Annotated in this window: 26 protein-coding genes; 21 read left to right on the forward strand and 5 right to left on the reverse strand. The window is 66.1% G+C overall.

Going from position 1 to position 24,968, the window contains the following annotated elements; genetic code table 11:
* Positions 1-15 precede the first annotated feature (15 nt).
* From HJG53_RS08215 to HJG53_RS08225, 3 genes are all read left to right on the forward strand, one after another.
* Positions 16-441: a TIGR01244 family sulfur transferase gene (locus HJG53_RS08215; RefSeq protein ID WP_171129354.1), complete on the forward strand. Its 426-nt coding sequence runs from the start codon at positions 16-18 to the stop codon at positions 439-441.
* Positions 438-695, forward strand: a complete 258-nt coding sequence (locus HJG53_RS08220) for a hypothetical protein (RefSeq protein ID WP_171129355.1) — start codon at positions 438-440, stop codon at positions 693-695. The genes HJG53_RS08215 and HJG53_RS08220 overlap by 4 nt, the downstream gene beginning before the upstream one ends.
* A 90-nt stretch (positions 696-785) precedes the next feature.
* Complete coding sequence (locus tag HJG53_RS08225) at positions 786-1,772, forward strand: sterol desaturase family protein (RefSeq protein WP_368039535.1); 987 nt, start codon at positions 786-788, stop codon at positions 1,770-1,772.
* Here HJG53_RS08225 and HJG53_RS08230 read toward each other — a convergent pair.
* Complete coding sequence (locus HJG53_RS08230) at positions 1,769-2,428, reverse strand: MBL fold metallo-hydrolase (protein ID WP_171129356.1); 660 nt, start codon at positions 2,426-2,428, stop codon at positions 1,769-1,771. The genes HJG53_RS08225 and HJG53_RS08230 overlap by 4 nt on opposite strands.
* A gap of 145 nt (positions 2,429-2,573) precedes the next feature.
* Here HJG53_RS08230 and pabB point away from each other — a divergent pair, with 145 nt between their 5' ends.
* From pabB to rfbA, 15 genes are all read left to right on the forward strand, one after another.
* Complete coding sequence (gene pabB, locus HJG53_RS08235) at positions 2,574-4,283, forward strand: aminodeoxychorismate synthase component I (RefSeq protein WP_171129358.1); 1,710 nt, start codon at positions 2,574-2,576, stop codon at positions 4,281-4,283.
* A 28-nt stretch (positions 4,284-4,311) separates the two neighbouring features.
* Complete coding sequence (locus HJG53_RS08240; RefSeq protein WP_171129360.1) at positions 4,312-5,514, forward strand: pyridoxal phosphate-dependent aminotransferase; 1,203 nt, start codon at positions 4,312-4,314, stop codon at positions 5,512-5,514.
* A 339-nt stretch (positions 5,515-5,853) separates the two neighbouring features.
* Positions 5,854-5,994: a hypothetical protein gene (locus HJG53_RS08245; RefSeq protein WP_171129363.1), complete on the forward strand. Its 141-nt coding sequence runs from the start codon at positions 5,854-5,856 to the stop codon at positions 5,992-5,994.
* A gap of 5 nt (positions 5,995-5,999) precedes the next feature.
* On the forward strand, positions 6,000-6,680 hold the full coding sequence (gene msrA, locus HJG53_RS08250) for a peptide-methionine (S)-S-oxide reductase MsrA (protein WP_171129365.1): 681 nt from the start codon (positions 6,000-6,002) through the stop codon (positions 6,678-6,680).
* Between the two features lie 39 nt (positions 6,681-6,719).
* Complete coding sequence (locus HJG53_RS08255) at positions 6,720-9,908, forward strand: cytochrome P450 (RefSeq protein ID WP_171129367.1); 3,189 nt, start codon at positions 6,720-6,722, stop codon at positions 9,906-9,908.
* 52 nt (positions 9,909-9,960) lie between these two features.
* On the forward strand, positions 9,961-11,388 hold the full coding sequence (locus HJG53_RS08260; RefSeq protein WP_171129369.1) for a circularly permuted type 2 ATP-grasp protein: 1,428 nt from the start codon (positions 9,961-9,963) through the stop codon (positions 11,386-11,388).
* A 12-nt stretch (positions 11,389-11,400) separates the two neighbouring features.
* Entirely contained in the window at positions 11,401-12,342 is a 942-nt protein-coding gene (locus HJG53_RS08265; RefSeq protein ID WP_171129370.1) for an alpha-E domain-containing protein, read from the forward strand.
* A complete protein-coding gene (locus tag HJG53_RS08270) occupies positions 12,342-13,154 on the forward strand; it encodes a transglutaminase family protein (protein WP_171129372.1) in 813 nt (270 codons plus the stop codon). Before HJG53_RS08265 ends, HJG53_RS08270 begins: the two co-directional genes overlap by 1 nt.
* 10 nt (positions 13,155-13,164) lie before the next feature.
* The gene (locus tag HJG53_RS08275; protein ID WP_171129374.1) at positions 13,165-13,908 is read left to right on the forward strand and encodes a peptidase; all 744 of its coding nucleotides are present in this window, start codon (positions 13,165-13,167) and stop codon (positions 13,906-13,908) included.
* A 54-nt stretch (positions 13,909-13,962) separates the two neighbouring features.
* Positions 13,963-15,417, forward strand: coding sequence for a wax ester/triacylglycerol synthase family O-acyltransferase (locus HJG53_RS08280; RefSeq protein WP_171129376.1), 1,455 nt, complete (start codon positions 13,963-13,965; stop codon positions 15,415-15,417).
* Between the two features lie 2 nt (positions 15,418-15,419).
* Positions 15,420-15,728, forward strand: a complete 309-nt coding sequence (locus HJG53_RS08285) for a phasin family protein (protein WP_171129378.1) — start codon at positions 15,420-15,422, stop codon at positions 15,726-15,728.
* Between the two features lie 159 nt (positions 15,729-15,887).
* On the forward strand, positions 15,888-16,451 hold the full coding sequence (gene rfbC, locus HJG53_RS08290) for a dTDP-4-dehydrorhamnose 3,5-epimerase (protein WP_171129380.1): 564 nt from the start codon (positions 15,888-15,890) through the stop codon (positions 16,449-16,451).
* Positions 16,451-17,515 carry a dTDP-glucose 4,6-dehydratase gene (rfbB, locus tag HJG53_RS08295; RefSeq protein ID WP_171129382.1) on the forward strand — a complete coding sequence of 355 codons (1,065 nt, stop codon included), beginning with the start codon at positions 16,451-16,453 and terminating at the stop codon, positions 17,513-17,515. The genes rfbC and rfbB overlap by 1 nt, the downstream gene beginning before the upstream one ends.
* Entirely contained in the window at positions 17,512-18,372 is an 861-nt protein-coding gene (gene rfbD / locus HJG53_RS08300; protein ID WP_171129384.1) for a dTDP-4-dehydrorhamnose reductase, read from the forward strand. The genes rfbB and rfbD overlap by 4 nt, the downstream gene beginning before the upstream one ends.
* Positions 18,369-19,238 carry a glucose-1-phosphate thymidylyltransferase RfbA gene (gene rfbA, locus HJG53_RS08305; protein ID WP_171129386.1) on the forward strand — a complete coding sequence of 290 codons (870 nt, stop codon included), beginning with the start codon at positions 18,369-18,371 and terminating at the stop codon, positions 19,236-19,238. The genes rfbD and rfbA overlap by 4 nt, the downstream gene beginning before the upstream one ends.
* Here the strand turns inward: rfbA and HJG53_RS08310 are convergent.
* From HJG53_RS08310 to panC, 4 genes are all read right to left on the reverse strand, one after another.
* Entirely contained in the window at positions 19,221-19,628 is a 408-nt protein-coding gene (locus tag HJG53_RS08310) for a thermonuclease family protein (RefSeq protein WP_254447601.1), read from the reverse strand. The two genes, rfbA and HJG53_RS08310, sit on opposite strands and share 18 nt — an antisense overlap.
* Positions 19,629-19,714: 86 nt before the next feature.
* Positions 19,715-19,945: a hypothetical protein gene (locus tag HJG53_RS08315; protein ID WP_171129390.1), complete on the reverse strand. Its 231-nt coding sequence runs from the start codon at positions 19,943-19,945 to the stop codon at positions 19,715-19,717.
* Between the two features lie 95 nt (positions 19,946-20,040).
* On the reverse strand, positions 20,041-21,426 hold the full coding sequence (fumC, locus tag HJG53_RS08320; protein ID WP_171129392.1) for a class II fumarate hydratase: 1,386 nt from the start codon (positions 21,424-21,426) through the stop codon (positions 20,041-20,043).
* Positions 21,427-21,430: 4 nt separating this feature from the next.
* Entirely contained in the window at positions 21,431-22,279 is an 849-nt protein-coding gene (gene panC, locus HJG53_RS08325; RefSeq protein ID WP_171129394.1) for a pantoate--beta-alanine ligase, read from the reverse strand.
* Positions 22,280-22,363: 84 nt separating this feature from the next.
* Between panC and HJG53_RS08330 the strand changes: the two genes are divergently transcribed.
* From HJG53_RS08330 to pgmG, 3 genes are all read left to right on the forward strand, one after another.
* Entirely contained in the window at positions 22,364-23,149 is a 786-nt protein-coding gene (locus tag HJG53_RS08330) for a division plane positioning ATPase MipZ (RefSeq protein ID WP_171129396.1), read from the forward strand.
* On the forward strand, positions 23,149-23,424 hold the full coding sequence (locus HJG53_RS08335; protein WP_171129398.1) for a J domain-containing protein: 276 nt from the start codon (positions 23,149-23,151) through the stop codon (positions 23,422-23,424). The genes HJG53_RS08330 and HJG53_RS08335 overlap by 1 nt, the downstream gene beginning before the upstream one ends.
* Before the next feature lie 116 nt (positions 23,425-23,540).
* Positions 23,541-24,929 (forward strand): phosphoglucomutase/phosphomannomutase PgmG, encoded by a 1,389-nt coding sequence (pgmG, locus tag HJG53_RS08340; protein ID WP_171129400.1) that lies wholly within the window; start codon positions 23,541-23,543, stop codon positions 24,927-24,929.
* Positions 24,930-24,968 lie beyond the last annotated feature (39 nt).

Raw genomic sequence — 24,968 nt, forward strand, 5'->3', positions numbered from 1 at the left:
TGCTACCGAGCCGCCATGTTCAGGAAGATCGATGACAGCATTCTTGTCGCGCCCCAGATCGCGGTCGCCGATCTGGCCGAGGCGGCCGCGCTGGGCGTAACCCTGGTCATCAACAATCGTCCCGACGAAGAGGAAGCGGGCCAGCCGGCCGGCGACAGCATCGCAGCCGCGGCGGCTGCAGCCGGGCTCGGTTACACCGCGATTCCGGTGACGCATGCGGGCTTCAGTCACGCGCAAGTCGAAGCAATGTGCGCGGCACTGGAAGGGGCGAACGGCCCGGTGCTGGCCTATTGCCGGTCGGGCACGCGCTCGACCTATCTCTGGGCGCTGGCCCGGGCGAAGCTTGGCGACCATCCGGCCGTTCTGACCGAAAAAGCGGAAGCGGCCGGCTACGACCTGCGCGCGATCAGGCCGATGCTCGACGCGCTCCACGGCGCATGAATTGGGCGCTGCTTGCCGGTTCGCTGGCCGGCGTGCTCGGGCTGGCGCTGGTGGCCAGGCTGCTCGGGCTCGGCGGCGGCGAACTGGCGGACGAAAGGGAGGCGATGCGCGTCGCCGAAGCGGAGTTGCCGGGGTTCGTGGCGGTGTCGGCGGAGCTGGCGGAGGATCGCCGCAGCGCTGTGGTGACCGGCGAAGATGGCCGCACGCTGAAGGTGCGCCAGCACGGTGCTCAGTTTGTTGCGGAACGACACTGACACCGTTCGCTTCGAGCGAAGTCGAGAAGCCCTTCCGGACGCCAACATCGTTTCTCGACTTCGCTCGAAACGAACGGATAAAGTGAGTCCGTGCCCAACCTGCCCGATCCCGTCGATTTCGCCGTGCCCGGCTTCATCGCGCTGGTACTCGCGGAGATGCTCGTTGCCCGGGCGCGCGACCGGCGTCGTTACTGCCCGAAGGACACGCTGACCTCGCTGATGCTGGGGTTCGGATCGACCGTCGCCGGCGCGATCGTCGGCGGGACGGTGTTCGCCCTCGCGGCGTGGGTGCATCAGTTCAGGCCGTTCGACATCGGCTATGTCTGGTGGGCCTGGCCGCTCTGCTTCGTGCTCGACGATCTGGCCTATTATGCCTTTCACCGGTCCGCCCACCGGGTGCGCTGGTTCTGGGCGAGCCATGTGATCCACCACAGCTCGCAGCATTATAATCTATCGACGGCGCTGCGGCAGACCTGGACCGGCTTTCTGAGCCTCGCCTTCATTTTCCGCCTGCCGCTATTCCTGATCGGCTTTCCGCCTGCGATGGTGTTCTTCTGCGCCGGGCTGAACCTGATCTACCAGTTCTGGATTCATACCGAAGTGATTGGCAGGTGCCCGCGCTGGTTCGAAGCGGTGATGAACACGCCGTCGCACCACCGCGTCCACCACGCCACCAACGCCCGTTATCTCGACACCAATTATGCCGGCGTGTTCATCGTCTGGGACAAGATGTTCGGCAGCTTCACGCCGGAGTTGGACGAGGACCGGCCGCGCTATGGCCTGGTCAAGAACTTGGGCACGTTCAACATCCTCTGGGCCGCCTTCCACGAATGGATCGGCATTGCCAGGGACATGTGGCGCGCACCCTGGCGCGCAAAGCTCGGCTACGCTTTCGGCCCGCCCGGCTGGAGCCATGACGGCAGCCGGCTGACCAGTGAGAAGATCAGGGAAATGGCTGTCCTTCGAGATGCCGTTTCGACAAGCTCAACGGCTCCTCAGGATGAACGGCTGATTTTCTCCCGCGCTCATCCTGAGGAGGGACTGAGCCTGGCGAAGGCCCGTCTCGAAGGACGCTAAGCAGCAAGCACGCGGTCGGCGACGAACGGGTTGGTCTTTCGCTCATGCCCGAAGGTAGACATGGGGCCATGGCCCGGCACGAAAGCGGTCTCATCGCCCATCGGCCAAAGCCGCGTCGTAATCGCGCCGATCAGGTCGGCATGATTGCCCATCGGAAAGTCCGTCCGTCCGATTGATCCCTGGAAGAGCACGTCCCCGACGATCGCCAGCTTCGAGGGCGCGTGGTGGAAGACGACATGGCCCGGCGTGTGGCCGGGGCAGTGGCGCACGTCGAGCGTCAGCTTGCCGACCGTGACCTGGTCGCCATCGACCAGCCAGCGGTCGCTTTCGAACACCTTGCCGCGAATGCCGTAGGTGCGGCCGTCATCCTCCAGCCGCGATATCCAGAAGCGGTCCGCCTCATGCGGGCCTTCAATCGGTACGCCCAGTTCTTCGGCCAGGATCGCCGCCTGCCCGCAATGATCGATATGACCATGCGTGATCAGGATCTTCTCGATCTCGACGCCCGCTTGGCTCGCGGCGGCCTTCAGCTTCGGCAGGTCGCCGCCCGGATCGACGAACGCACCTTTGTTGGTTTCGGTGCACCAGAGCAACGTGCAATTCTGCTGCAGCGGCGTGACCGGCACGATCGCGGCTTTGAGCGGGGGACTGGCCATGGCTGGGAGATGGCGTGTTCAATCTATAACCGCAACTCCTCACCCGGCTTGGCCTGAGCTTGTCGAAGGCCTCCCTTCTTGCCGCCGTCGAAAGTGAAGGGAGGGCTTCGACAAGCTCAGCCCAAACCGTTTAGGGGCTCGCTGAGTGTCTCTTTCCCCCTTCATCCTTCTCGACGATGCGCGGTCCGGTGCGCCTGCCCGGCTGTTCCGCGACGCGCGGGAGATCGTGCGGGCCGACACTCTGGAGCAAGTTCGACCTGCCCTCGAGAAACTGCGCACTAGCAAGCGCCATGCGGCCGGCTTCATCGCCTATGAAGCAACCTGTGCGCTCGAGCCGAAGCTTGCGCCTCTGTACCGCGCACCGGCCACACCCCTGCTCTGGTTCGGGCTGTTCGACGGGTTTGAAGAGGTGGACGTCGAGACCTGGCTGCCCGATCCGAGTGGCGGCTGGGCCGGGCGCCCGCGGCCTTGCATCGAGCCTCAAGCTTATCTCGACCAACTCACGCGCGTGCAGCAGGCAATCGTCGCAGGCGACATCTACCAGGCCAACCTCACCTTTCGTGCCGAAGTGCCCGTCGCCGGCGATCCGCTCGCCATCTATGCCGGGCTGCGGCGACGCGCCAAGGCGGCTTATGGCGCGGTGGTCTGGACCGGCCAAGACTGGTTGCTGTCGCTCTCGCCGGAGCTGTTCTTCACGCGCAACGGCCGGCAGCTGACCACAAAGCCGATGAAAGGCACCGCGCCGCCGGACGCCGATCCCGCGCTGCTCTCCGGCGACCCGAAGCAGCGCGCCGAGAATCTGATGATCGTCGACCTGTTGCGCAACGACCTGTCGCGGGTTGCGGTGCCGGGCAGCGTGGCGGTGCCCGAACTGTTCGCGGTGGAGCGCTATCCGACGGTGCAGCAGATGACCTCCACCGTCATGGCGCAGCTGGCGGAAGGCCGCGACACGATCGACATACTCACCGCCCTCTTCCCCTGCGGCTCGATCACCGGCGCCCCGAAGCTCCGTGCGATGGAGATCATCGCGGATGTCGAGACCGCGCCGCGGGGCATCTACACCGGCGCGATCGGGCACATTAACCCCGATGGCCGAGCCGCTTTTAACGTCGCAATCCGTACCCTGCACTTGCAGCCGGGCGCCGGCACGGCCACTCTCGGCCTCGGCTCGGGCATCGTCGCCGACTCCGAGCCGCGCGCAGAATGGCGCGAATGCCTGGCGAAGGGAGCGTTCGTGGAGTCCGACCGTCGGTTCGACCTGATCGAGACCATGGGCTTCGATCCGCATGACGGCTTGATCCGCCTCGACCGCCACATGGCCCGCATGAAGGCGAGCGCCGACATGTTCGGCTTTACCTTCGATCGGCACGCCGCGCGCAACGAACTGCAAGCCGCGACCTTCCGGCTGCGCGAGACCTCGCGCATTCGCCTGCTCGCCTCGCCTTCCGGCAGCTATGCGATCGAAGTGCGCCGGCTCAAGGCACCAGTGGAGCCGGTCCAAGTGGCACTCACGCCATTGCCGGTCTCTTCCGGGGATTTTCGCCTGCGCCATAAGACCACCGATCGCGGCTTCTACGACGAGGCGCGGCGCGCCTCCGGCTGGTTCGAAGTGGCCTTTACCGATGACGATGGATGCCTGACCGAAGGCAGCTTCACGAACATTTTCGTCGAACGCGATGGCATGCTGCTGACGCCGCCCCTGACGCGAGGACTATTGCCTGGTGTCTTGCGCGCCGAACTGATCGAGACGGGCCGTGCGGTCGAGGCCGATCTCCGCCCCGCCGACCTTGCCGAGGGCTTCTTCGTCGGCAACTCCGCGCGCGGACTGTTGCGGGCGCGCCTCGCTTCGCTATAGCGCCCCCGTCCGTTTCTGGGGGAACGCCATGCCTCGCCTGTCCGCTGCGCTCGACCGCATCCACCCGTCGCAGACGCTGGCGATGACCGCCCGCGTCGCCGAGCTGAAGCGCCAGGGCGTGGACGTGATCGGCCTCTCCGCCGGCGAGCCCGATTTCGACACGCCCGATTTCGTCAAGGAAGCGGCGATCGAGGCGATCCGCAGAGGTCAGACCAAATACACCAATGTCGACGGCACGCCCGAGCTGAAGGCGGCGATCGCGGGCAAGTTCAGCCGAGAAAACGGGCTCGACTATGCGGCCAACGAGATCATCGCGGGCGTCGGCGGCAAGCATGTGATCTTCAACGCGATCGTGGCCACCTGCGAAGCCGGCGACGAAGTGGTGATCCCGGCGCCTTATTGGGTCAGCTATCCCGACATCGTCGCCTATGCCGGCGCCAAGCCGATCATCGTCGCGGGCGGCGCCGACCAGGGTTACAAGATCACGCCGGAACAGCTGGATGCCGCGATCACACCGCGCACCCGCTGGATCATCCTCAACTCGCCGTCCAATCCGTCGGGCGCCGCCTATTCCGCCGAGGAACTGAAGGGCCTGGGCGAAGTGCTCCGCCGGCACGAGCATGTGATGCTGCTGTCCGACGACATGTACGAGCACATCTTCTACGCCGACTTCCCGTTCACCACCATGGCGCAGCTCTGTCCGGATCTGAAGGACCGGATCCTCACCGAGAATGGCTGTTCCAAGGCCTATGCGATGACCGGTTGGCGGATCGGCTATGCCGGCGGGCCGGCCTGGCTGATCAAGGCGATGGCGAAGCTGCAGTCGCAATCCACGTCGAACCCGTGTTCGATCGCCCAGGCGGCGGCGGCGGCGGCGCTGAACGGTCCGCAGGATTTCCTGGCCGAACGCCAGGCCGCGTTCCGCAAGCGCCGCGACATGGTGGTCGCGATGCTGAATGAAGCACCGGGCCTCAACTGCCCGACCCCCGAAGGCGCCTTCTACGTCTACCCGGACGCGAGCGGCTGCATCGGCAAAACGACACCCGACGGCAAGGTCATCGGCTGCGACGACGATCTGATCGGCTATTTCCTCGATCATGCGAAAGTAGCGGCGGTGTGCGGCACCGCCTTCGGCCTCTCCCCCGCCTTCCGCGTCAGCTATGCGACTTCGGAGGAAGTGCTGAAGACCGCCTGCACCCGCATCCAGGAGGCCTGCGCGGCGTTGCGGTAGCAAAATATCCTCCCCGGAACGGGGAGGGGGACCACGACGCGCAGCGGCGTGGTGGAGGGGCCCCAGTTTCAGCGCTTAATGCCAGGGCCCCCTCCACCATGCTGCGCATGGTCCCCCTCCCCGTTCCGGGGAGGATTTCCGAAACACACTGTTTCCAGTTCGGCATCTGAAACGAGTGGCTCAGATGACCTACATGTTCATCGTCCAATCCGCCGGATTGATCGTCTGAACCTCGCCTTGTGATGCTGTTCACAGCAGGGGCAGCATCCATCTGGCAAACGACTCCGTAACTGGAGCGAAGGGTCGGCAACGGCCCCGCAGAACAAAGGGAATGCGAAGATGCGTGCGTTGTTTCGGTCCGATCTGTTTCGTAGCCTGACGGGGGGCTTTGTCATGGGCTTCGCCGCTCTGGTGGCGATGACGCCGGCCGAGGGCACGGACACGCTCAAGGCCAAGATCGAGGCAATCTACAAGGCGTAATGACGATGCGGGCACGCGCTTCCTTCGGTATCATCGCGGGGCTGACGCTTGCCGCATGGGCGGTGGGCGGCGCGTCGATTGCCGAGAGCGCCCGCGCGATCCCGGTGCCCGCCCCGAAAATCGACGCGGCCCGCCCGGCGGCGCTGCAGACGGCCGTGCTGGCCGGCGGCTGCTTCTGGGGCATGGAAGCGGTTTTCGAGCATCTGAAGGGCGTGAAGAGCGTCACGTCCGGCTATGCCGGCGGCGACCAGGGCAGCGCCAACTATGACGCGGTCTCGACCGAGCGCACGCGGCATGCGGAGGCGGTGCGTATCGTCTTCGATCCGCGCCAGATCAGCTACGGCACCTTGCTGCGCGTCTATTTTGGCGTCGCGCACGACCCGACGCAACTCAATCGCCAGGGTCCCGACACCGGCCCCAGCTACCGTTCGGCGATCTTCCCGATCGGTGCGGAGCAGGAGCGGGTGGCCCGCGCCTACCTGGCCCAACTTGCCGCCGCGAAAGTCTATCCGCGACCGATCGTGACCCGCATTGAACGCGGGCCGTTTTTCCCGGCCGAGGCCTATCACCAGAACTTCGCCCGGCGGAACCCGCAGCACGGCTATATCCGTACTTGGGACGAGCCGAAGATGGCGGCGCTGAAGGCGGCCTTCCCGGCCCTGTGGCAGGACGGCTGGAGCGGATGACCGCTTGAGTGTGATCAGGCGTTCCGCCAAGCTTCGGCCATGGCGAGCACCCCGCAAGCGAGCATTCCTTCTCCACCCGGCCTGCCGATCGTCGGCCACCTCCACCAGATCGCCAAGTCAGGCCTGGTCGGGCATCTGCTCGACGTCAGCCGCGACATGCCGGAAGGCATTTTCAAGCTGAAGTTCGGCAGCCGGGTCGGCCTGTTCGTCACTTCGGCCGATCTCGTCGCGGAGCTGTGCGACGAGACCCGCTTCCGCAAAATGCCAGGCCCGGGCTTGCGCGTCGTGCGCCGCTTTGCCGGCGACGGCCTGTTCACCGCCTTCAGCGAGGAGCCGAATTGGGGGAAGGCGCACCGCATTCTCCTCCCCGCCTTCAGTCACCGCGCGATGAAGGGTTATTTCGACCTGATCCTCGAGGTCTGCGACCAACTGATCGCCAAATGGTCGGGGATGGTGGGGCAGGACATTCTCGTCGCCGACGACATGACGCGGCTGACGCTCGATTCGATCGCCATCGCCGGCTTCGGCCACCGGTTCAACAGTTTTGAAAAGGAGCAGCTCGACAGCTTCCTGGAAGCGCTCGCCCGCGCCCTCGGCACCTCGCTCAACATGATCACGCGGCTGCCGATCCAGAACCGCTTCGCCAAGAAGGCGCAGCGGCAGTTCGACGCCGACATCGCCGAGATGAACGCGCTGGTCGACGGCATCATCGCCGAGCGGCGCCAGCACCCGGCCGAGTCGAACGACCTCCTCAACCTGATGCTGACCGCGGTCGATCCGGAGACGGGCGAACGCCTCGACGACCTCAACATCCGCTATCAGGTGCTGACCTTCCTGATCGCCGGCCATGAAACGACATCGGGCCTGCTCGCCTTCACCTTCGCGCTGCTGCTGCGTCACCCGCATGTGCTGGCCCAGGCCTATGCCGAGGTCGACCGCGTGCTGCCCGGCGACACCGGGCCCGAGTTCCACCACCTCGCCCGGCTCGACGTGATCGAGCGGATCATCAAGGAATCGCAGAGGCTTTGGCCGACCGCGCCCGCGTTCAGCCTGGCGCCTTACGAAGACCAGCTGATCGGCGGGCGCTGGCTGATGCGCAAGGACCGGCCGGTCAACGTCTTCTCCCCCGGCCTGCACCGGGATCCGAATGTGTGGGAGCGGCCCGACGAGTTCGACATCGACCGCTGGCTGCCCGAGGTTGAGGCGAAGCGACACCCGCATGCCTACAAGCCGTTCGGCAATGGCGCGCGGGCCTGCATCGGCCGGCAGTTCGCGCTGGTCGAGGCAAAGCTCGCCATTGCCATGATCCTGCAGCGATTCGCGGTCAGCGACCCGCATGGCTATCGCCTCAGCATCAAGGAGACGCTGTCGATCAAGCCCGACGAGTTCCACATGCGGGTGCGCGAGCGCAGCCCGCATGAGCGGCTGTCGGTCGCCACTGTCGAGCAGCCGGCAAGACAAGAGGAGGCGGTCGCCTCGGTGAGCGGAGGCGGCCAACGGCTGGCGGTGCTCTACGGCACAAGTCTCGGCACCGCACGCGATGTCGCCGAAGAAATCGCCGAGCGCGCCTCGCTGGACGGCTTCGACACCGTCGTCCGCGCGATGGACGAGAGCTTTGCGCTCGGCCTCGAAGCCGAAGACCGGGTGCTGGTCGTCGTCACCGCCACCTATAATGGTCGCGCGCCGGACAGCGCCGTCAATGTCGAAAGGGCGATCGAGAGCGGCTTCTTCGCCGGCAAGCAATGGCCGGACGCGCGCTTTGCCGTGCTCGGCCTCGGCAACTCGCAATGGCCGAACTTCCAGGCCTTTCCCCGCCTCGTCGACGAAACGCTCGAGCAGACCGGCTCTCGCCGCATGGTGCCGCGCGCCGAAGCCGACGCCGATGGCGACTTCGACGGAGCCGTGTCCGGCTTCCTTCGCGACTTGTGGAAGGCGCTCGGCGGGGAGGCGGAGCCCTCCACTCCTCAGCCGAGCCTCGACCTGCGGATCGTCGAAGCCGGCGCGATCCGTGCGCAGGCGCTTCCCGAGCATGCCACCCGCCTCACCATCGTCGAAAATCGCGAGCTGATCCGCCCAGCCAACGGCCTCTGGGACTTCGCCTTGGAGCCGCCGCGCGAATCGACGCGCTTCATCCGGCTGCAGCTGCCGGACGGCATCCGCTACCGCACCGGCGATCACATCGCGATCTATGCGCGCAACCGGCCTCAACTGGTCGAGCGTGCGTTGGCGCGATTGGGCCTGTCAGGCGAGACTCAGGTCGAGGTCGGCGGACAGGGCAGCCGCTTCCGGCACTTGCCGCTGGGCCAGACCGTGTCCGTCCGCCAGCTGCTGACCGATTTCGTCGAGCTGCAGGAGCCCGCGCCGCGCCGCGCGCTGGAGCTGATCGCCCGCCACACGCGCTGCCCGAACAGCCGTGCGGAGCTGACCGAAATGGAAGGCCAGTGGGACGATTACGCCGCCCGGCGGCTGACCGTGCTCGACCTGCTCGATCTCGTGCAGGGCGCCGAACTGCCGCTCGACGGCTTCGTGGAGCTTTCGGCTGCGATCGCGCCGCGCTTCTATTCGATCGCCTCGAGTCCGCTCACCTCGGCGGATCGGGTGGACCTGATCGTCGGCACGACGAAGGCGCCGGCCTGGTCGGGCCTTGGCGAGCATCAGGGTTTCGCCTCCTCCTATATGCGCGACGTGCAGCCTGGGGATGAAGTCTTCGGCTATGTGCGTTCGCCCAACCCGCCGTTCGCGCCGCCGGCTGTTCCCGCCACCCCGATGATCCTGATCGGCCCCGGCACCGGCTTCGCCCCCTTGCGCGGCTTTCTGCAGGAACGTGCCGCGCAGAAAGCTGCAGGGACGCCGACCGGTAACATGCTGCTCTTTTTCGGCTGCCGTCATCCCGACCATGACTGGCTGTGCCGCGACGAAGTGGAACGCTGGGCGGCCGACGGCCTCGTCCAGCCCTTCCTGGCCTTCTCGACCGTGAGAAAACATCCCTGGCGCTACGTGCAGGACGCGCTGCTTGCCGAGCAGGAGCGGGTCTGGACGGCGCTCAAGAATGGCGCCCATGTCTTCGTATGCGGCGATGGCCGGTTCATGGCGCCGGCCGTTCGCGAAGCGCTAATTGCGATCCACGGCACCATGGAGGGCACCGACCATGCGCACAGCTCCGCCTGGCTCGAGGAGCTGATGGAAACGGGCCGCTATCATCAGGACGTGTTCGGCTTCGGCAAATAGGATTGCGCGTTCGTGCTGCAGCGCACAATATGACAGCCGACTCGAACGGGGGATGCGGTTGGGCCCGGCGATATTCGACGAGATGACAGGCGGCGGCGCGGACCTGCGCGCGCCTTACGCCCTTGTCGATCACTGGCTGACCGAGGCGACCCCCGAATATCTGCAGACCCGCCGTGCCCAGGCCGAACTCTTCTTCCGGCGGATCGGCATCACCTTCGCCGTCTATGGCGACTCCGACGCGGATGAGCGTCTGATCCCGTTCGACATCGTGCCGCGCATCCTGGCCCGCGCCGAATGGTCGAAGCTGGAAGCCGGGCTGATCCAGCGGGTCACCGCACTCAACGCCTTTCTGCGAGACATTTATGGCGCGCAGGAGGTGGTTCGCGCCGGCGTTATCCCGGCCGACCTGATCCTCCGCAACCCGCAATTCTGCCTGCCGGCGATCGGGCTGCAGCCGGCCCACGGTGTGTATACCCACATCGCCGGGATCGACATCGTGCGCACCGGCCCGGACCAATTCTACGTTCTCGAAGACAATGTCCGCACTCCCTCCGGCGTGTCCTACATGCTGGAGAATCGCGAGGTCATGCTGCGGCTGATGCCGGAGCTGATCGACCGCCACCGCGTCGCCCCGGTCGAGGACTATCCGGAGATGCTGCTGGCGACGCTCCGTTCGGTGGCGCCGCCCCGCTGCAAGGGCGATCCGACCGTCGCCGTCCTCACGCCGGGCTTCCTCAACTCGGCCTATTACGAACATAGTTTCCTGGCCGATAAATTGGGGGTCGAGCTGGTCGAGGGGTCGGACCTGCAGGTCCGCGACGATGTGCTCTACATGCGCACCACCGAAGGCCCGCGACGCGTCGACGTACTCTATCGCCGGGTCGACGACGCCTATCTGGACCCGCTCGTCTTCCGCCCCGACTCGGTGCTCGGCAGCGCCGGCATGATCGCCGCCCATGCCGCGGGCAATCTCACCATCGCCAATGCGATCGGCACCGGCATCGCGGACGACAAGGCGATCTACAGCTACATGCCGGAGATCGTGCGCTTCTATACCGGCGAGGCGCCCTTGATCGACAATGTGCCCACCTGGCGCTGCCGCGAGCCGGACGCGCTGGCCTATGTGCTCGACAATCTGGCTGAGCTGGTGGTCAAGGAAGTGGATGGTTCGGGCGGTTACGGCATGCTCGTCGGCCCGCACGCGACCCGGAGCGAGCTCGAGAGCTTCGCGGCCAAGCTGCGCGCCGACCCCGACAAGTTCATCGCCCAGCCCACACTGGCCCTGTCCACCTGCCCGACATTGAGCGACAGCGGCATCGTGCCCCGTCACGTCGACCTGCGGCCATTCATCCTGACGGGTGCGCAAGGTACGCGCATCGTGCCCGGCGGCCTGACCCGCGTCGCGCTGAAGCAAGGCTCGCTGGTGGTGAACTCCAGCCAAGGCGGCGGCACGAAGGACACCTGGGTGCTCGATGACTGAGGGCCGGGGCTGATGCTGTCGCGCACCGCCGCTTCGCTCTATTGGGCCGGCCGCTATCTCGAGCGTGCCGACTTCACCTCACGGCTGATCGACGCGACGATAAGGCTGGCGGCCCTGCCGTCCAGCTATGGCGGCGATGTCGGCGCGTGGGGTGGCGCGCTTGCCGCGGCGGGGGCGGCGGAGGACTATGCGGCGACCTTCCCGGAGCTGGAGGAAGCGAGCGCCTGCCAATATCTGTCGCTCGACCCGAACAACTCCTCGTCGATGCGTTGCTGCATCGAGCGGGCGCGCAACAATGCGCGCGCGGTCCGGACCGCGATCACCGCCGAGGCTTGGGAAGCGATCAACGCGGCCTGGCTCGACCTGCAGCGCTACGGCGTGCGGCTCGATAGCCGGACCACGCTCAATCGGCTGCTGGACGCCGTGAAGGCGGCCGCGCTGTCATTCGACGGCGCCATTCACCGGACCATGCTCCGGCACGACAGCTATTGGTTCCTGCGGCTCGGCGCGACGATCGAGCGAGCGGACAACACGGCGCGGCTGCTCGACGTCAAATATCACCTGCTGCTCCCCGGCGACGAGCGGGTCGGCGGCAGCCTGGACTATTTTCAGTGGACGACCATCCTGCGGACAGTCTCGGCGCTGACCGCCTATCGTCACGTCTATCGCGACAGCGTGAAGCCGTGGCTGGTCGCCGACCTGCTGATCCTGAACCGGCAGATGCCGCGCTCCCTGGCCGCCTGCGCCCAGAATGCGGTGCGCTACCTCGACCAACTCGCCCAGGAGAGCGGCCGGCGCGGCGCGGCGCATCGTCAGGCGGTCCGCATGGCCCGCCGGCTGGAGACCTCGAACATCGACAGCATCTTCAAGAGCGGCCTGCATGAGGAGATCCAGGACTTTTTGCGCGAGAACAACAAGCTCGGCCTCTTGGTCGGCGAGCAGTTCCTGTTCTGATGCATATCAAGGTCCATCACCGCACCACCTACACCTATGAAACGCCCGCGGCGGGCGTCATCCAGGCGCTGCGCTTGACGCCGACCGATCATGACGGCCAGCATATCGCCGAGTGGCGCGTCGATGTGGATGTCGACGGTTCCTATCGGGAGAGCCGCGACGCCTTTGGCAACCACGTCACCATGTTCTACGCCGATCGCCCCGCGGCGACGGTGACGGTGACGGTGTTCGGCCTGGCGATGGTCAGCGACACCAATGGCGCGATCCGCGCCGCGGAGCCGCTGCCACCCGGCATTTTCCTTCGTACCACGCCGCTCACCGCGCCGGCAGCCCCGATCCTGGCGCTTGCCGATCGGTATCGGGACGCTGCACCCTTGGACGCGCTCCATCGGCTCTGTGGCCGGCTTTATCGCGAGATGCGCTTCGATCCCGCCGCCACCGACGCGACGACCAGCGGGGCCGAGGCGCTCGCCGCCGGCCACGGCGTGTGCCAGGATTTCGCGCATATCTTCATCGCCGCGGCCCGCTGCCTCGGTATTCCCGCGCGCTACGTATCCGGCCATCTTGCCCGCGCCGAGCATCTCCAACAGGATGCGGCGCATGCCTGGGCGGAGGCGCTGGTCCCGGACCTGGGCTGGATCGCCTTCGACCCCGCCAATGGCGTGTGCGCGACCGACGCGTATGTGCGGGTGGCGGTCGGCCTCGATTATCTCGACGCCGCGCCGGTGCGCGGTGCCCGGCGAGGTGGCGGCATGGAGCAGATGACGGTCGAAGTGCAGGCTGGCGCCGCGCAACGGCAGACGCAAAGCTGAGGGTGACGTCTTGACCTATTGCCTCGGAATATTGGTGCAGGACGGGCTGGTGATGATCGCGGATACGCGCACCAACGCCGGCGTCGACAATTTCTCGCAATATCGCAAGCTGCGGCGCTTCGGCACCGACGGCGAGCGGCTGATCGCGATTGCCTCGGCCGGCAGTCTCTCCACGACGCAAGCGGCGCTCCATCGTTTGCGGCAGGGCCTGCTCAACCCCGAAACCGGCGAGATCGAGACCCTCGATTCGGTGCCCGACATTTTCAGCGCGGCACTGGCCTGCGGGCGGGCAATCCGCGGAGCACGCGACACCATGGACGGGCTGCAGCAGAGCGCTGTCAATTTCGACGCGACCCTGTTGATCGGCGGCTCGATCGGCGGCGAGAAGACGCGGCTGTTCCTCGTCTATCCCGAAGGCAATATCATCGAGTGCGGGCAGGACACGCCCTATATGCAGATCGGCGAGCTGAAGTTTGGCAAGCCGATGCTCGATCGGGCGCTGACCTTCGAAACCGGGCTCCGCGACGCGCTGAAGATCGGCCTGTTGTCGTTCGACGCGACGCTTCGCTCCAACCTGGCCGTCTATCTCCCGCTCGATGTCTTGATCGCGCGGACCGGGGAAACGCGACCGTCGCTCGTCCACCGCATTCGCGAGGACGATCCCTATTTCACCGACCTATCGCGGCGCTGGTCCGAAGCGCTGTCGCGTGCAGCCGACGATATCCCAGCGCCGCCTTACGGAGATTTCGACTAGCCGCCGAAAGCATTCGCGGGCAGACCTTGTCCCAATAAAAATGGGAGAGGGCCGATGCAGCAACTAAGCGGCCAGGATGCGAGCTTCGTCTATCTGGAGACGCCGCATACGCCGATGCATATCGGATCGGTCGGCATCTACGATCCGTCTACGGCGCCCGGCGGGTTCGTTCGCTTCAAGGACATTCTCGATTTCATCGGTTCGCGGCTGGGCGGCGCTCGATCGTTCCGCCAGCGGCTGGTCCGCCTGCCCTTCGATCTCGATCATCCTTATTGGATCGAGGATCCCGATTTCGACCTGGAATATCACGTCCGGCACATCGCCCTGCCCAAGCCCGGCGACTGGCGGCAGCTGTGCATCCAGGTGGCGCGGCTGCATTCGCGGCCGCTCGACCTGTCCAAGCCGCTCTGGGAGTTCATCATCGTCGAGGGGCTGGACAATATCGAGGGTCTGCCGCCCGGCTGTTTCGCGCTGGTCGCCAAGGTGCATCACGCTGCGATCGACGGCATGTCGGGCGTCGAGATGTCGGCGGCGGTGCACGACCTGTCGCCCGACAAGCCGAACCGCATCGCCAATGACGACTGGAAGGCAGACGACCTCCCCGGCGTGTCCGACCTGCTGATCAAGAGCTATTTCAACTCGCTGCGCAAACCGCTCCAGTTCGCCGAAACGATGGCGCGCGGCATTCCGGGCCTCGCTCGACTGGGCCAGAGCGTGTCAAAAGGCGATGTCTCGATCGCCAATCAGCGTCCCGCGCCCAAGACGCGTCTGAACGGCAAGGTGGGGCCGCACCGGGTGTTCGACGCCGCTCCCTTCCCGCTCGCCGACATCCGCGCGATCAAGGACGCGGTGCCGGGCGCGACCGTGAACGACGCGATCCTCGCCATCGTCGGCGGAGGACTGCGTCATTATCTGCTCGGCAAAGGCGAACTGCCGGCCGAGAGCATGACCGCCATGGCACCGATTTCGGTACGGGCGGAAGGGGAGAAGGCCGCGCTCGGCAATCTGGTCTCGGCCATGGTCGTCGGCCTCGGCACCCATATCGCCGATCCGCTGGAGCGGCTGCGCCATGTCCATGCCGAGGCGGTCAACTCGAAGGCGCTGACCAATGCGGTCGGCGCGCGCACGCTGACCGATTACAGCCAGTTCATGCCCGCGGGCCTGTCCGGCATCGCGGCGCGTCTCTACACCCGCTTGGGCGCCGCCAACCAGCATGCGCCGGTGTTCAACACCGTGGTGACGAACGTGCCGGGCAGCCGCGTGCCGCTTTATTTCGCCGGCGCGCGGATGGTCGGCATGTACGGGCTCGGCCCCATCTTCGACTCGATGGGCCTGATCAACACCATCTATTCCTATGTCGACACCATCGCGATCAGCTTCACGGCCGATCGCGACGCGATGCCGGACCCCGCCGCCTATGCCGCTGCCCTGCAAATGGCGTATGAAGAGCTCAAGGCTGCGGCGCTTCCGGTTGCCGTCGCCCCGAAAAAGTCTGCCAAGGGAGGCTGAACATGCTCGAACCCGACAAGATGATGGCGGCCGGCGACGCGGTGCGCGAAGGCGCGACCAAGGCGGCGGAAAACAGCGCCGCGCTCAGCATGAAGGTCATCGATCACGCCGAGGAGAATACCCGTCAGGCCTTTGCCGCGCTGCGTGCCGCGGCCAAGGCGGGTGGCCTGACCGAGCTGATGCAGGTCCAGTCGGACTATGTCCGCGACCAGGGCAGCCGCAGCATGAACCAAGTGCGCGAGATCGGCGAGATGATCGCCTCGTTCGGTCGCGAGGCGATGTCGGGACTCGGCGGCAAGAAGGACGGTTAAGCGGATTGACGGGCCGAACGACCCTATCTACCCGCTCATCCTGAGGAGCCGTTGAGCGAAGGCGAAACGGCGTCTCGAAGGATCCTTCGAGACGGGTCTTCGCCATGCTCAGCCCCTCCTCAGGATGAGCGGATAAATTCTGCCGAGGCTACCAGACCCATGCCCGTCATCCGCATCACGCCCAGGCGCTTTGCCGACACGCGCGGCTGGTTCAGCGAGACCTATCAGCGCGATCGGTTTCGGGCGGCCGGCATCGTCCCGGAGTTCGTGCAGGACAATCACTCTTATTCCGCGCCTGCGTTCACGCTGCGCGGCATCCACTTCCAGACGCCGCCTCATGCGCAGGCCAAGCTGGTCCGTTGCCTGCGGGGTCGCATCTGGGACGTGGCGGTGGACCTGCGGCGCGGATCGCCGACACAGGGGCAGTGGGTAGCGGCCGAGCTGACCGCCGAGCGTGGCGAGCAGCTGTTCATCCCGGCAGGCTATGGCCACGCCTTTCTGACGCTCGAGCCGAACACCGAGGTCGCCTATAAGGTCGACGCTCTCTACGCCCCTGAGGTCGATGGCGGCATCCGCTGGGACGATCCCGATCTCGGCATCGACTGGCCGCTTCAGGGCGGCGTGCCTGCGCTGTCGGACAAGGATCAGCGCCTGCCGCTTTTCAAGGATTTCGTCAGTCCCTTCGACTATGACGGCCAGCCACTTCAGCTTCTGGACGCATAATGGCTCGTATTCTCGTCACCGGCGGCGCCGGCTTTATCGGCTCGGCACTGGTCCGGCACCTGATCGCCGACACCGATCATGCAGTGCTGAATGTCGATGCATTGACCTATGCCGGCAACCTGTCATCGCTGGAGCCGGTCGCCCAGAGCAACCGCTATCGCTTCGCGCGCGCCGACATCTGCGACCGCGATGCCGTCGCCAGGCTGATCGCCGAGTTCCGCCCGGAGGTGATCACCCACCTGGCGGCTGAAAGCCACGTCGACCGCTCGATCGACGGCCCCGCGGACTTTATCCAGACCAACCTCGTCGGCACTTTCTCGATGCTGGCCGCCGCCCTCGATTATTGGCGCGGGCTGGAGGGCGCGGAGAAGGACGCTTTCCGCTTCCACCATATTTCGACGGACGAAGTGTTCGGGGCCCTGGGCGACGACGGCTTCTTCACCGAAGAAACGGCATATGATCCGCGCTCACCCTATTCGGCGTCGAAGGCCGGGTCCGACCATCTCGTCTCCGCCTGGCACCATACTTACGGCCTGCCGGTGCTGATCACCAACTGCTCGAACAATTACGGGCCTTATCACTTCCCCGAGAAGCTGATCCCGCTGATGATCATCAAGTGCCTCTCGGGCGAGGCGCTGCCGGTCTATGGCAAGGGCACGAACGTCCGCGACTGGCTCTATGTCGACGATCACGTGCGGGCGCTGACCGCGGTGTTCGAGCGCGGCGTGCCCGGCGAAAGCTATATGGTCGGCGGGCGATCCGAGCGGACCAACCTCGCCGTCGTCGAGACGATCTGCGACACGCTCGACCGCATTCGCCCGCGCGCCGATGGCCAGAGCTATCGAGAGCAGATCAGCTTCGTCGCCGACCGACCCGGTCACGATTTCCGCTATGCGATCGATGCTTCGAAGCTGGAGCGCGAACTCGGCTGGCGTCCGCAGGAAAGCTTCGAGACCGGCATTGCCAAGACGATCCGCTGGTATCTGGACAATGAGAGCTGGTGGCGACCGATCCTGGAGCGGAATTATTCCGGCGAGCGGCTGGGGCTGAAGGCCACGGCGTGAAGCGGCTTCTCGTCACCGGCGGAACCGGCCAGGTCGGCACCGAGCTGAGGCTGCGCGCGGGCCGCCATGGCTTCGAGGTCGTCGCTCCGTCCCGTGCCGAGCTCGATCTTGGTTCGACCTGCGCGATCGAGCGCTTTCTCGACGATCATCCCTGGCATGCGGTGATCAACTGCGCGGCCTATACGGCGGTCGACAAGGCGGAGAGCGAGCCGGACTTGGCTGAGGCGGTCAATGCCGTCGGGCCCGACATCATCGCCCGCGCCGCCGCCAAGCGGGCGATGCGGCTGCTACACGTGTCGACCGATTATGTGTTCGACGGCTCCAAGGCCGATCCTTATGTCGAGGACGATCCGATTGCCCCGCTCGGCGCCTATGGCGTCTCGAAGGAAGCGGGCGAGCGGGCGGTGCGGCAAGGCAATGCCGATCACGTCATCCTGCGCACCGCCTGGGTGATCAGTCCGCACGGCCATAACTTCGTGAAAACGATGCTGCGCCTCGGGCGGGAGCGTCCGCTGCTGCGGGTCGTCGACGACCAGCGCGGTTGCCCGACCAGTGCCGGAGATATCGCCGAAACCTTGCTCGCCCTTGCGAACCGCACCGGCCCGCACGGCACCTACCACTTCGTCAACGCGGGCGAGGCAAGCTGGTGCGAGCTTGCTCGCTTCATACTCGAACGCGCCGGGATCGATACGCCGGTGGAGGCGATCACGACGGCTGATTTTCCAACGCCCGCCAGGCGCCCGGCCAATTCCCGCCTATCGACGGCCAAGCTGCAGCGCGACTATGGCATTGCGCCGCGGCCATGGCAGGAGGCCGTAGGGGAAGTCGTCGACGCGCTCGTAAAGGGGGAACAGTGAAGGGCATCATCCTGGCCGGCGGCTCCGGCACGCGGCTCCATCCGGCGACGCTCGCGATCAACAAGCAGCTGCTGCCGGTCTATGACAAGCCGATGATCTATTACCCGATGTCCGCCCTGATGATGGCGGGCATAAGGGACATCTTGATCATCTCATCGCCCGAGTATCTGGACAATTATAGGCGCCTGTTCGGCTCCGGAGAGCAGTTCGGGCTCGCCATCGATTACGCGGTGCAGCCCAAGCCCGAAGGTCTCGCCCAAGCCTTCCTGATCGGCGAGGAATTCCTGGCCGGCGGCCCGGCTTCGCTGGTGCTCGGCGACAATATCTTCTTCGGCGCGGGGCTCGGCGCCTTGATGCAGAGCGCGCGCTCGCGGACTACCGGCGCGACGGTCTTCGCCTATCATGTCGAGGATCCGACCGCTTATGGCGTGGTCGAGCTGGACGGCGACGGCCGCGCCCTGTCGATCGAGGAAAAGCCCAAGGCGCCGAAATCCAGCTGGGCAGTGACCGGCCTCTATTTCTACGACGAGCGCGTCTCGGAGTTCGCCAAGGCCGTGAAGCCGTCGCCCCGCGGCGAGCTCGAGATCACCGACCTCAATCGCATCTACATGGAAGCGGGCGAGTTGTTCGTCGAGCGCATGGGTCGCGGCTTCGCCTGGCTCGACACCGGCACCCATGACAGCCTGCTCGAAGCATCGGAGTTCGTGCGCACGCTGCAGAAGCGGCAGGGCGTGCAGATCGCCAGCCTGGAGGAGATCGCCTTCCACAATGGCTGGATCGGCACGGACGCGCTGCGCGAACGCGGGCAGATGTTCGAAAAGACGGCTTACGGCCGGGCGCTGCTGGACCTAGCCGACGGACGCTGAATCGCACCAGGGTCGCCGCCGCCCCTCATATCGCCGCGCGAGTCCTTCCGCCACAAGCTGGTCGCCGACCGAGTGCCCTCCCACCAGTACGAGCCTGAGCTTGCGTCCGTAGCGATCCTCGTCCCGGCCGACGGCCTGCAGCTCGAACGGCCGCGCAAGCAGCTGTCGCAGCCGGTCGGTCGCCTGCGCGCCCAGCTGAGCCTCATAGGCGCAGCGCGACGGATGAGTTTCCGGCGTGTCGATGTCGAGAATACGAATGCGCTCGCCGGCATAGTCGAACGTATCGCCGTCGATGACGCGAACGCCCACGCTGCGCATCGGTCGTTTGCCGGGCTGAGCCGGAATGGCCTGCGCGATGACCAGCCCGGCAAGGCCTCCGCCGAGGACCATAAGGCGAAGCTGACCCGCAATTCCCATCCCGCCTAGATGGCGCGGATGGGCTTAATCCTTGCGGAAGCCCCATGATGAAGACGGCGTTAAGCGGCGTAGCGCAGCGCATGGGCATAGCGGGACTCCAGCGCGTGCTCCTCTTGGGTTTGCGGTCGCAGGAAGCTGATGCCGAGCTTGCGTCCGAACACCTGGTCTCCGCGCAGCTGGACGCGCACGTCGCGCACGCCGCACGGAAGATGATCGCGCAGCTGGCAAAGCTGCCGGATCAGAGCGTCGAGCGGTTGATTGTCGGGCAGCTCGACCAGATCGCGGATCATTCGAGACATCGGCACCTCCTCTTGAATGAGGCGAGTGTCTCGCGGCGATGGGTATTCGGCCAATCCAGCCTTGCTATTAAACCGATCAGCCGGGCTTATCGCACCATCGCCTCCGGCCGGACCACGCGGTCGAAGGTCGCCGCATCGACCAGCCCGAGCTCCAGTCCGGCTTCCTTGAGCGTCAGGCCCTTGGCGTGGGCGTGCTTCGCGATCTTCGCAGCATTGTCATAGCCGATCTCGGGCGCCAGCGCGGTCACCAGCATCAGCGAGCGCTCGACCAGTTCGGCGATGCGGACGCGGTTCGGTTCGGTGCCCTCGACCATCCGGGCGGCGAAGCTTTCCATGGCCACACTCAGCAGATGGATCGAGCGCAGCACCGCCGCGCCGATCAGGGGCTTGAAAACATTCAGCTCCAAATGGCCCTGAAGCCCGCCGATCGTCACGGCAGTGTGATTGCCCATCACCTGAGCGCAGACCATGGTCAGCATTTCGGCCTGGGTCGGGTTGACCTTGCCGGGCATGATCGAGCTGCCCGGCTCGTTCGCCGGCAGGTCGAGTTCGCCAAGCCCTGAACGTGGACCGGAGCCGAGCAGGCGCAGGTCGTTGGCGATCTTGGTCAGGGAGACGGCGAGCACGTTCAGCGCTCCGGAGAGCTCGACGAGCGCATCATGGGTGGCGAGCGCCTCGAACTTGTTCTCTGCGCTGGCGAAGGCGATGCCGGTGAGTGCCTGCACCTCGGCTGCGAAGTCTGTCGCGAAGCCCGGCGGCGCATTGAGGCCGGTCCCGACTGCGGTGCCGCCCTGCGCGAGCTCGTAAACGTCGGTCGCGGCGCCCGCGATGCGCCCGCTCGCCTTGGCGATCTGCGTCGCATAGCCCGAGAATTCCTGGCCGAGCGTCAGCGGCGTCGCATCCTGCAGGTGCGTGCGGCCGATCTTGACTATGTCGTTCCACGCCTCCTGCTTGGCGAGCAGCGCCGCCAGCAGCCGATCGAGCGCCGGCTCCAGCCGGTCGCGCAGCGCGAGGCCCACCGCGATGTGCATCGCCGTCGGAAAGCTGTCGTTCGACGACTGGCTCATGTTGACATGATCGTTCGGGTGCACCGGCGCCTTGCCGCCGCGCGTGCCGGACAGCCGCTCATTGGCGATGCCGGCGATCACCTCGTTGACGTTCATGTTGGACTGGGTGCCGGAGCCGGTCTGCCAGATCACGAGCGGGAACTGGTCGTCGAACCTGCCCGCCGCCACGTCGGCCGCCGCCGCTTCGATCGCATCCGCCAGTCCCGCGGCAAGTCCGTGCCGCCGGTTCACCCGCGCCGCCGCCTGCTTCACGATCGCGAGCGCGTGGACGATGCCCATCGGCATCCGCTCTTCGGGGCCGAAGGGGAAATTCTCGATCGAGCGTTGCGTCTGGGCGCCCCAATAGGCCGATGCGGGAACTTCGATCGCGCCGATGCTGTCGGTCTCGGTCCGCGTCTCGGCCATGATCTCAACTCCTGGGGGTCACCGGCACATTGTCGATCAAACGCGCGGCGCCGATCCGGGCTGCAGCGAGCAGGCGCGCGGGCTGTTCGAGACTCGTCACGGGCTGCAACGTCGCGGCATCGCACAGCGCGACATAGTCGACGGACTGGAACCCGCCCTCGATCAGGGCCGTCTCGGCCTTGGCCAAGGCTTCGGCAACATCGCCGCCGCTCTCGATTGCCGCCGCCGCCGCGCCCAGTGCCCGCGGCAAGGCGCGCGCCTGCTGCCGCTCGTCCTCGGTCAGATAGACGTTGCGCGATGATAGGGCGAGGCCATCCTCCTCGCGCTCGGTGGGCACGCCGACGATCTCGATGTTGAAATCCAGGTCCGCGACCATGCGGCGGATCACGGCGAGTTGTTGGAAATCCTTCTCGCCGAACAAGGCGATGTCGGGCCGCACCTGGTTGAACAATTTGGCAACCACGGTTGCGACCCCGTCGAAATGGCCGGGCCGCGCCGCGCCGTCCAGGCCATCGCTCACGCCAATGACGGACACGGTCGTCGCGTGCCCGGCGGGGTACATGACGTCCACGTCGGGCATCCACAGCAGGCTCACGCCCGCTTCGGACAGCATCGCCGAATCCTTGGCGGCCCGGCGGGGATAGGCGGCGAGGTCCTCGGTGGGCGCGAATTGCTTCGGATTGACGAAGACGGAAGCGACGACATGTTCCGCTCGCTTCTTCGCCTCGGCGACCAGCGCCATATGCCCGGCATGCAGCGCGCCCATGGTCGGCACGAAGGCAACCTTGCCCCCGGCGGCGCGGAGCGCGGCGATCGCTTTCCGAAGCGGCTTCAGCTGACGGATGGTTTGCACGGTGACTCTTGGATGGGTATGGCTTGACCCATTAGGGGCGCGCGCGCTCCCCGATCAAGTAACAGAGTGAAGGATCGCCGCTTCATGGCTGCGCACGGTGCCCATGTCATTGTTTTCGCGAACGAAAAAGGAGGCACAGGCAAGTCGACGACGGCCGTGCACGTGGCTGTCGCGCTGGCGGCGCAGGGCCATTCCGTTGCCGCGCTCGACCTCGATCACCGCCAGCGCACGCTCGCCCGTTACCTGGAGAATCGCGCGGCGACGATGAAGCGTCGAAACGTGGAGCTTCCCCAGCCCCGCTATGCGGTCGTGGACGGCTCGAGCGAGGAGGCGTTCGACGCCAAGCTGCTCGAAGCAGCGGCCGACGCCGAGTTTGTCGTGATCGACACGCCCGGCCGCGACGACCCGATCGCCCGCCGCGCGGCGACGCGGGCCAACACGCTCGTCACGCCGATGAACGACAGCTTCGTCGACTTCGACCTGATCGGTCAGGTCGATGCGGAAACCTACAAGGTCAGTCGGCCGAGCTTCTATTCCGAGCTGATCTGGGACGCGCGCAAGGCACGGGCGAAGACGGACGGGGCCACGATCGACTGGATCGTGCTGAGGAACCGCATGCAGCATATCGAGGCGCGCAACATGCGCCGGGTCGGCGAAGCACTGATCGCGCTGTCGAAGCGCGTCGGCTTCCGCATCATCCCGGGCTTGGGTGAGCGCGTCATCTACCGCGAGCTCTTTCCGTCCGGACTGACCATGCTCGATATCGGCCAGATTCCGGACATCGGCCTCGGCCATGTCGCGGCGCGGCAGGAACTGCGCGAGCTCGTCTCCGGCCTGTCGCTGCCCGAACGGATCGGCGCCGCCGCCTGATGCTGAAGCTGCTGGTCGTTGCGGGCGTCATCGTCTGGCTGCTCTTCTGGCTGAAAGGCAATCAGCAGCGTCGCCGCGACTTCATGCCGCTCAGCGAAGCCCGCGCCCTGCTCGGCGTCGGCGACACCGACGATGCGGAGACCATTCGCGCCGCGCATCGCCGGATCATCGCCCGCGTCCATCCGGACAGCGGCGGCACGCCCGAACTCGCGCGCCGCACCAATCTCGCCCGCGACATCCTCCTCGCGGAACTTGCCCGCGACCGTAACGATTAAGCCCCATCTGGTTCGGCCTGAGCTTGTCGAAGGCCTCCCTTCTTCTTACCGCTGCAAGAAAGGGAGGGCTTCGACAGGCTCAGCCCGAACCATTTTTGGGAACAGCTGGAGCAATAATGACCTACGCATTCCACCCGACATCCCTGCGCGAGTACGACATTCGCGGCGTGATCGGCGAGACGCTCGGCGCCGATGACGCCCGCGCGATCGGCCGCGGCTTCGCGACCTTGCTGCGCCGCGCCGGCGGTACGCGCGTGGCGGTCGGCTGGGACGGGCGCGACAGTTCGCCGATGCTGGCCGACGCATTGGTCGAGGGGCTGACGCGCAGCGGCTGCGACGTGGTGCGGGTCGGCCTCGGCCCGACGCCGATGCTCTATTACGCCGAAGCGGTGCTCGAAGTGGACGGCGGCATCATGATCACCGGCAGCCACAATCCGCCGAGCTACAATGGCTTCAAGATGGTGTTTCAGCATCGTCCCTTCTTCGGCGCCGACATCCAGACCATCGGGCAGCTCGCCGCGGACGGCGATTGGGAAGAGGCCGAGGAGATCGGGCAGGTCACCGAGTTCGACATCCTCGACCAATATGTGCAGCGCCTGACCGCCGGCTATCAGGGCGGCGCCTTCCGCGTCGGCTGGGATGCCGGCAATGGCGCCGCGGGTCCGGCGCTCGAAAAGCTCGTCCAGTTGCTGCCGGGCGAGCATCACACGCTCTTCACCGACGTCGACTCGCGCTTTCCCAACCACCATCCCGATCCGACCGAGGAGAAGAACCTCGAACATCTGCGCGCCCTCGTGCGCGACAAGGGCCTCGACTTCGGCATTGCCTTCGATGGCGACGGCGACCGGATCGGCGCGATCGACAGCGAGGGCCGGGTGATCTGGGGCGACCAGTTGCTCGGCATCCTGGCCGAGCCGGTGCTGAAGGCAGAGCCCGGCGCCACCATCATCGGCGACGTCAAGGCGTCACAGGCGCTCTACGACCGCATCGCCGAACTCGGCGGCACGCCGCTCATGTGGAAGACGGGGCACAGCCACATCAAGTCCAAGATGAAGGAGATCGGCTCCCCGCTCGGCGGGGAGATGAGCGGCCACATCTTCTTCAAGCATGAATATTATGGTTTCGACGACGCGCTCTATGCGGCGGTGCGGCTGCTCGGCGCAGTGCGCCTGTCGGGCAAGTCGCTGACCCAGCTCAAGTCCGAGATGCCGGTGATGGTCAACACGCCCGAGCTTCGCTTCCAGGTGGACGAGACGCGCAAGTTCGCGGTGGTGGACGAAGTGCTCGATCGCCTCGAGGCGAGCGGCGCCGAGGTCAACCGCACCGACGGCGCGCGGGTGAACACCGCCGACGGCTGGTGGCTGCTGCGCGCGTCCAACACCCAGGACGTGCTGGTCGCGCGCGCGGAGGCGCGGGATCAGGCCGGGCTCGACCGGCTGGTCGCGCAGATCGACGAGCAACTCGCCGCGTCAGGGATCATCCGGGGACCGCAGGCGGGGCACTAGCCGTCGTGCCGCTCGTCCTGAGCGAAGCGCGAAGCGCGT

Source organism: Sphingomonas sp. ID1715 (assembly GCF_013044515.1).
In the GTDB taxonomy this organism is placed as follows: Bacteria; Pseudomonadota; Alphaproteobacteria; order Sphingomonadales; family Sphingomonadaceae; genus Sphingomonas_B.

Bases quoted from the DNA above. Each gene is read 5' to 3' on its own strand.
- HJG53_RS08215 (WP_171129354.1), top strand. From the start codon at position 16: ATGTTCAGGAAGATCGATGACAGCATTCTTGTCGCGCCCCAGATCGCG.
- HJG53_RS08220 (WP_171129355.1), top strand. From the start codon at position 438: ATGAATTGGGCGCTGCTTGCCGGTTCGCTGGCCGGCGTGCTCGGGCTG.
- HJG53_RS08230 (WP_171129356.1), bottom strand. From the start codon at position 2,428: ATGGCCAGTCCCCCGCTCAAAGCCGCGATCGTGCCGGTCACGCCGCTG.
- HJG53_RS08240 (WP_171129360.1), top strand. From the start codon at position 4,312: ATGCCTCGCCTGTCCGCTGCGCTCGACCGCATCCACCCGTCGCAGACG.
- HJG53_RS08245 (WP_171129363.1), top strand. From the start codon at position 5,854: ATGCGTGCGTTGTTTCGGTCCGATCTGTTTCGTAGCCTGACGGGGGGC.
- msrA (WP_171129365.1), top strand. From the start codon at position 6,000: ATGCGGGCACGCGCTTCCTTCGGTATCATCGCGGGGCTGACGCTTGCC.
- HJG53_RS08255 (WP_171129367.1), top strand. From the start codon at position 6,720: ATGGCGAGCACCCCGCAAGCGAGCATTCCTTCTCCACCCGGCCTGCCG.
- HJG53_RS08260 (WP_171129369.1), top strand. From the start codon at position 9,961: ATGCGGTTGGGCCCGGCGATATTCGACGAGATGACAGGCGGCGGCGCG.
- HJG53_RS08265 (WP_171129370.1), top strand. From the start codon at position 11,401: ATGCTGTCGCGCACCGCCGCTTCGCTCTATTGGGCCGGCCGCTATCTC.
- HJG53_RS08270 (WP_171129372.1), top strand. From the start codon at position 12,342: ATGCATATCAAGGTCCATCACCGCACCACCTACACCTATGAAACGCCC.
- HJG53_RS08280 (WP_171129376.1), top strand. From the start codon at position 13,963: ATGCAGCAACTAAGCGGCCAGGATGCGAGCTTCGTCTATCTGGAGACG.
- HJG53_RS08285 (WP_171129378.1), top strand. From the start codon at position 15,420: ATGCTCGAACCCGACAAGATGATGGCGGCCGGCGACGCGGTGCGCGAA.
- rfbC (WP_171129380.1), top strand. From the start codon at position 15,888: ATGCCCGTCATCCGCATCACGCCCAGGCGCTTTGCCGACACGCGCGGC.
- rfbB (WP_171129382.1), top strand. From the start codon at position 16,451: ATGGCTCGTATTCTCGTCACCGGCGGCGCCGGCTTTATCGGCTCGGCA.
- HJG53_RS08310 (WP_254447601.1), bottom strand. From the start codon at position 19,628: ATGGTCCTCGGCGGAGGCCTTGCCGGGCTGGTCATCGCGCAGGCCATT.
- HJG53_RS08315 (WP_171129390.1), bottom strand. From the start codon at position 19,945: ATGATCCGCGATCTGGTCGAGCTGCCCGACAATCAACCGCTCGACGCT.
- fumC (WP_171129392.1), bottom strand. From the start codon at position 21,426: ATGGCCGAGACGCGGACCGAGACCGACAGCATCGGCGCGATCGAAGTT.
- HJG53_RS08330 (WP_171129396.1), top strand. From the start codon at position 22,364: ATGGCTGCGCACGGTGCCCATGTCATTGTTTTCGCGAACGAAAAAGGA.
- HJG53_RS08335 (WP_171129398.1), top strand. From the start codon at position 23,149: ATGCTGAAGCTGCTGGTCGTTGCGGGCGTCATCGTCTGGCTGCTCTTC.
- pgmG (WP_171129400.1), top strand. From the start codon at position 23,541: ATGACCTACGCATTCCACCCGACATCCCTGCGCGAGTACGACATTCGC.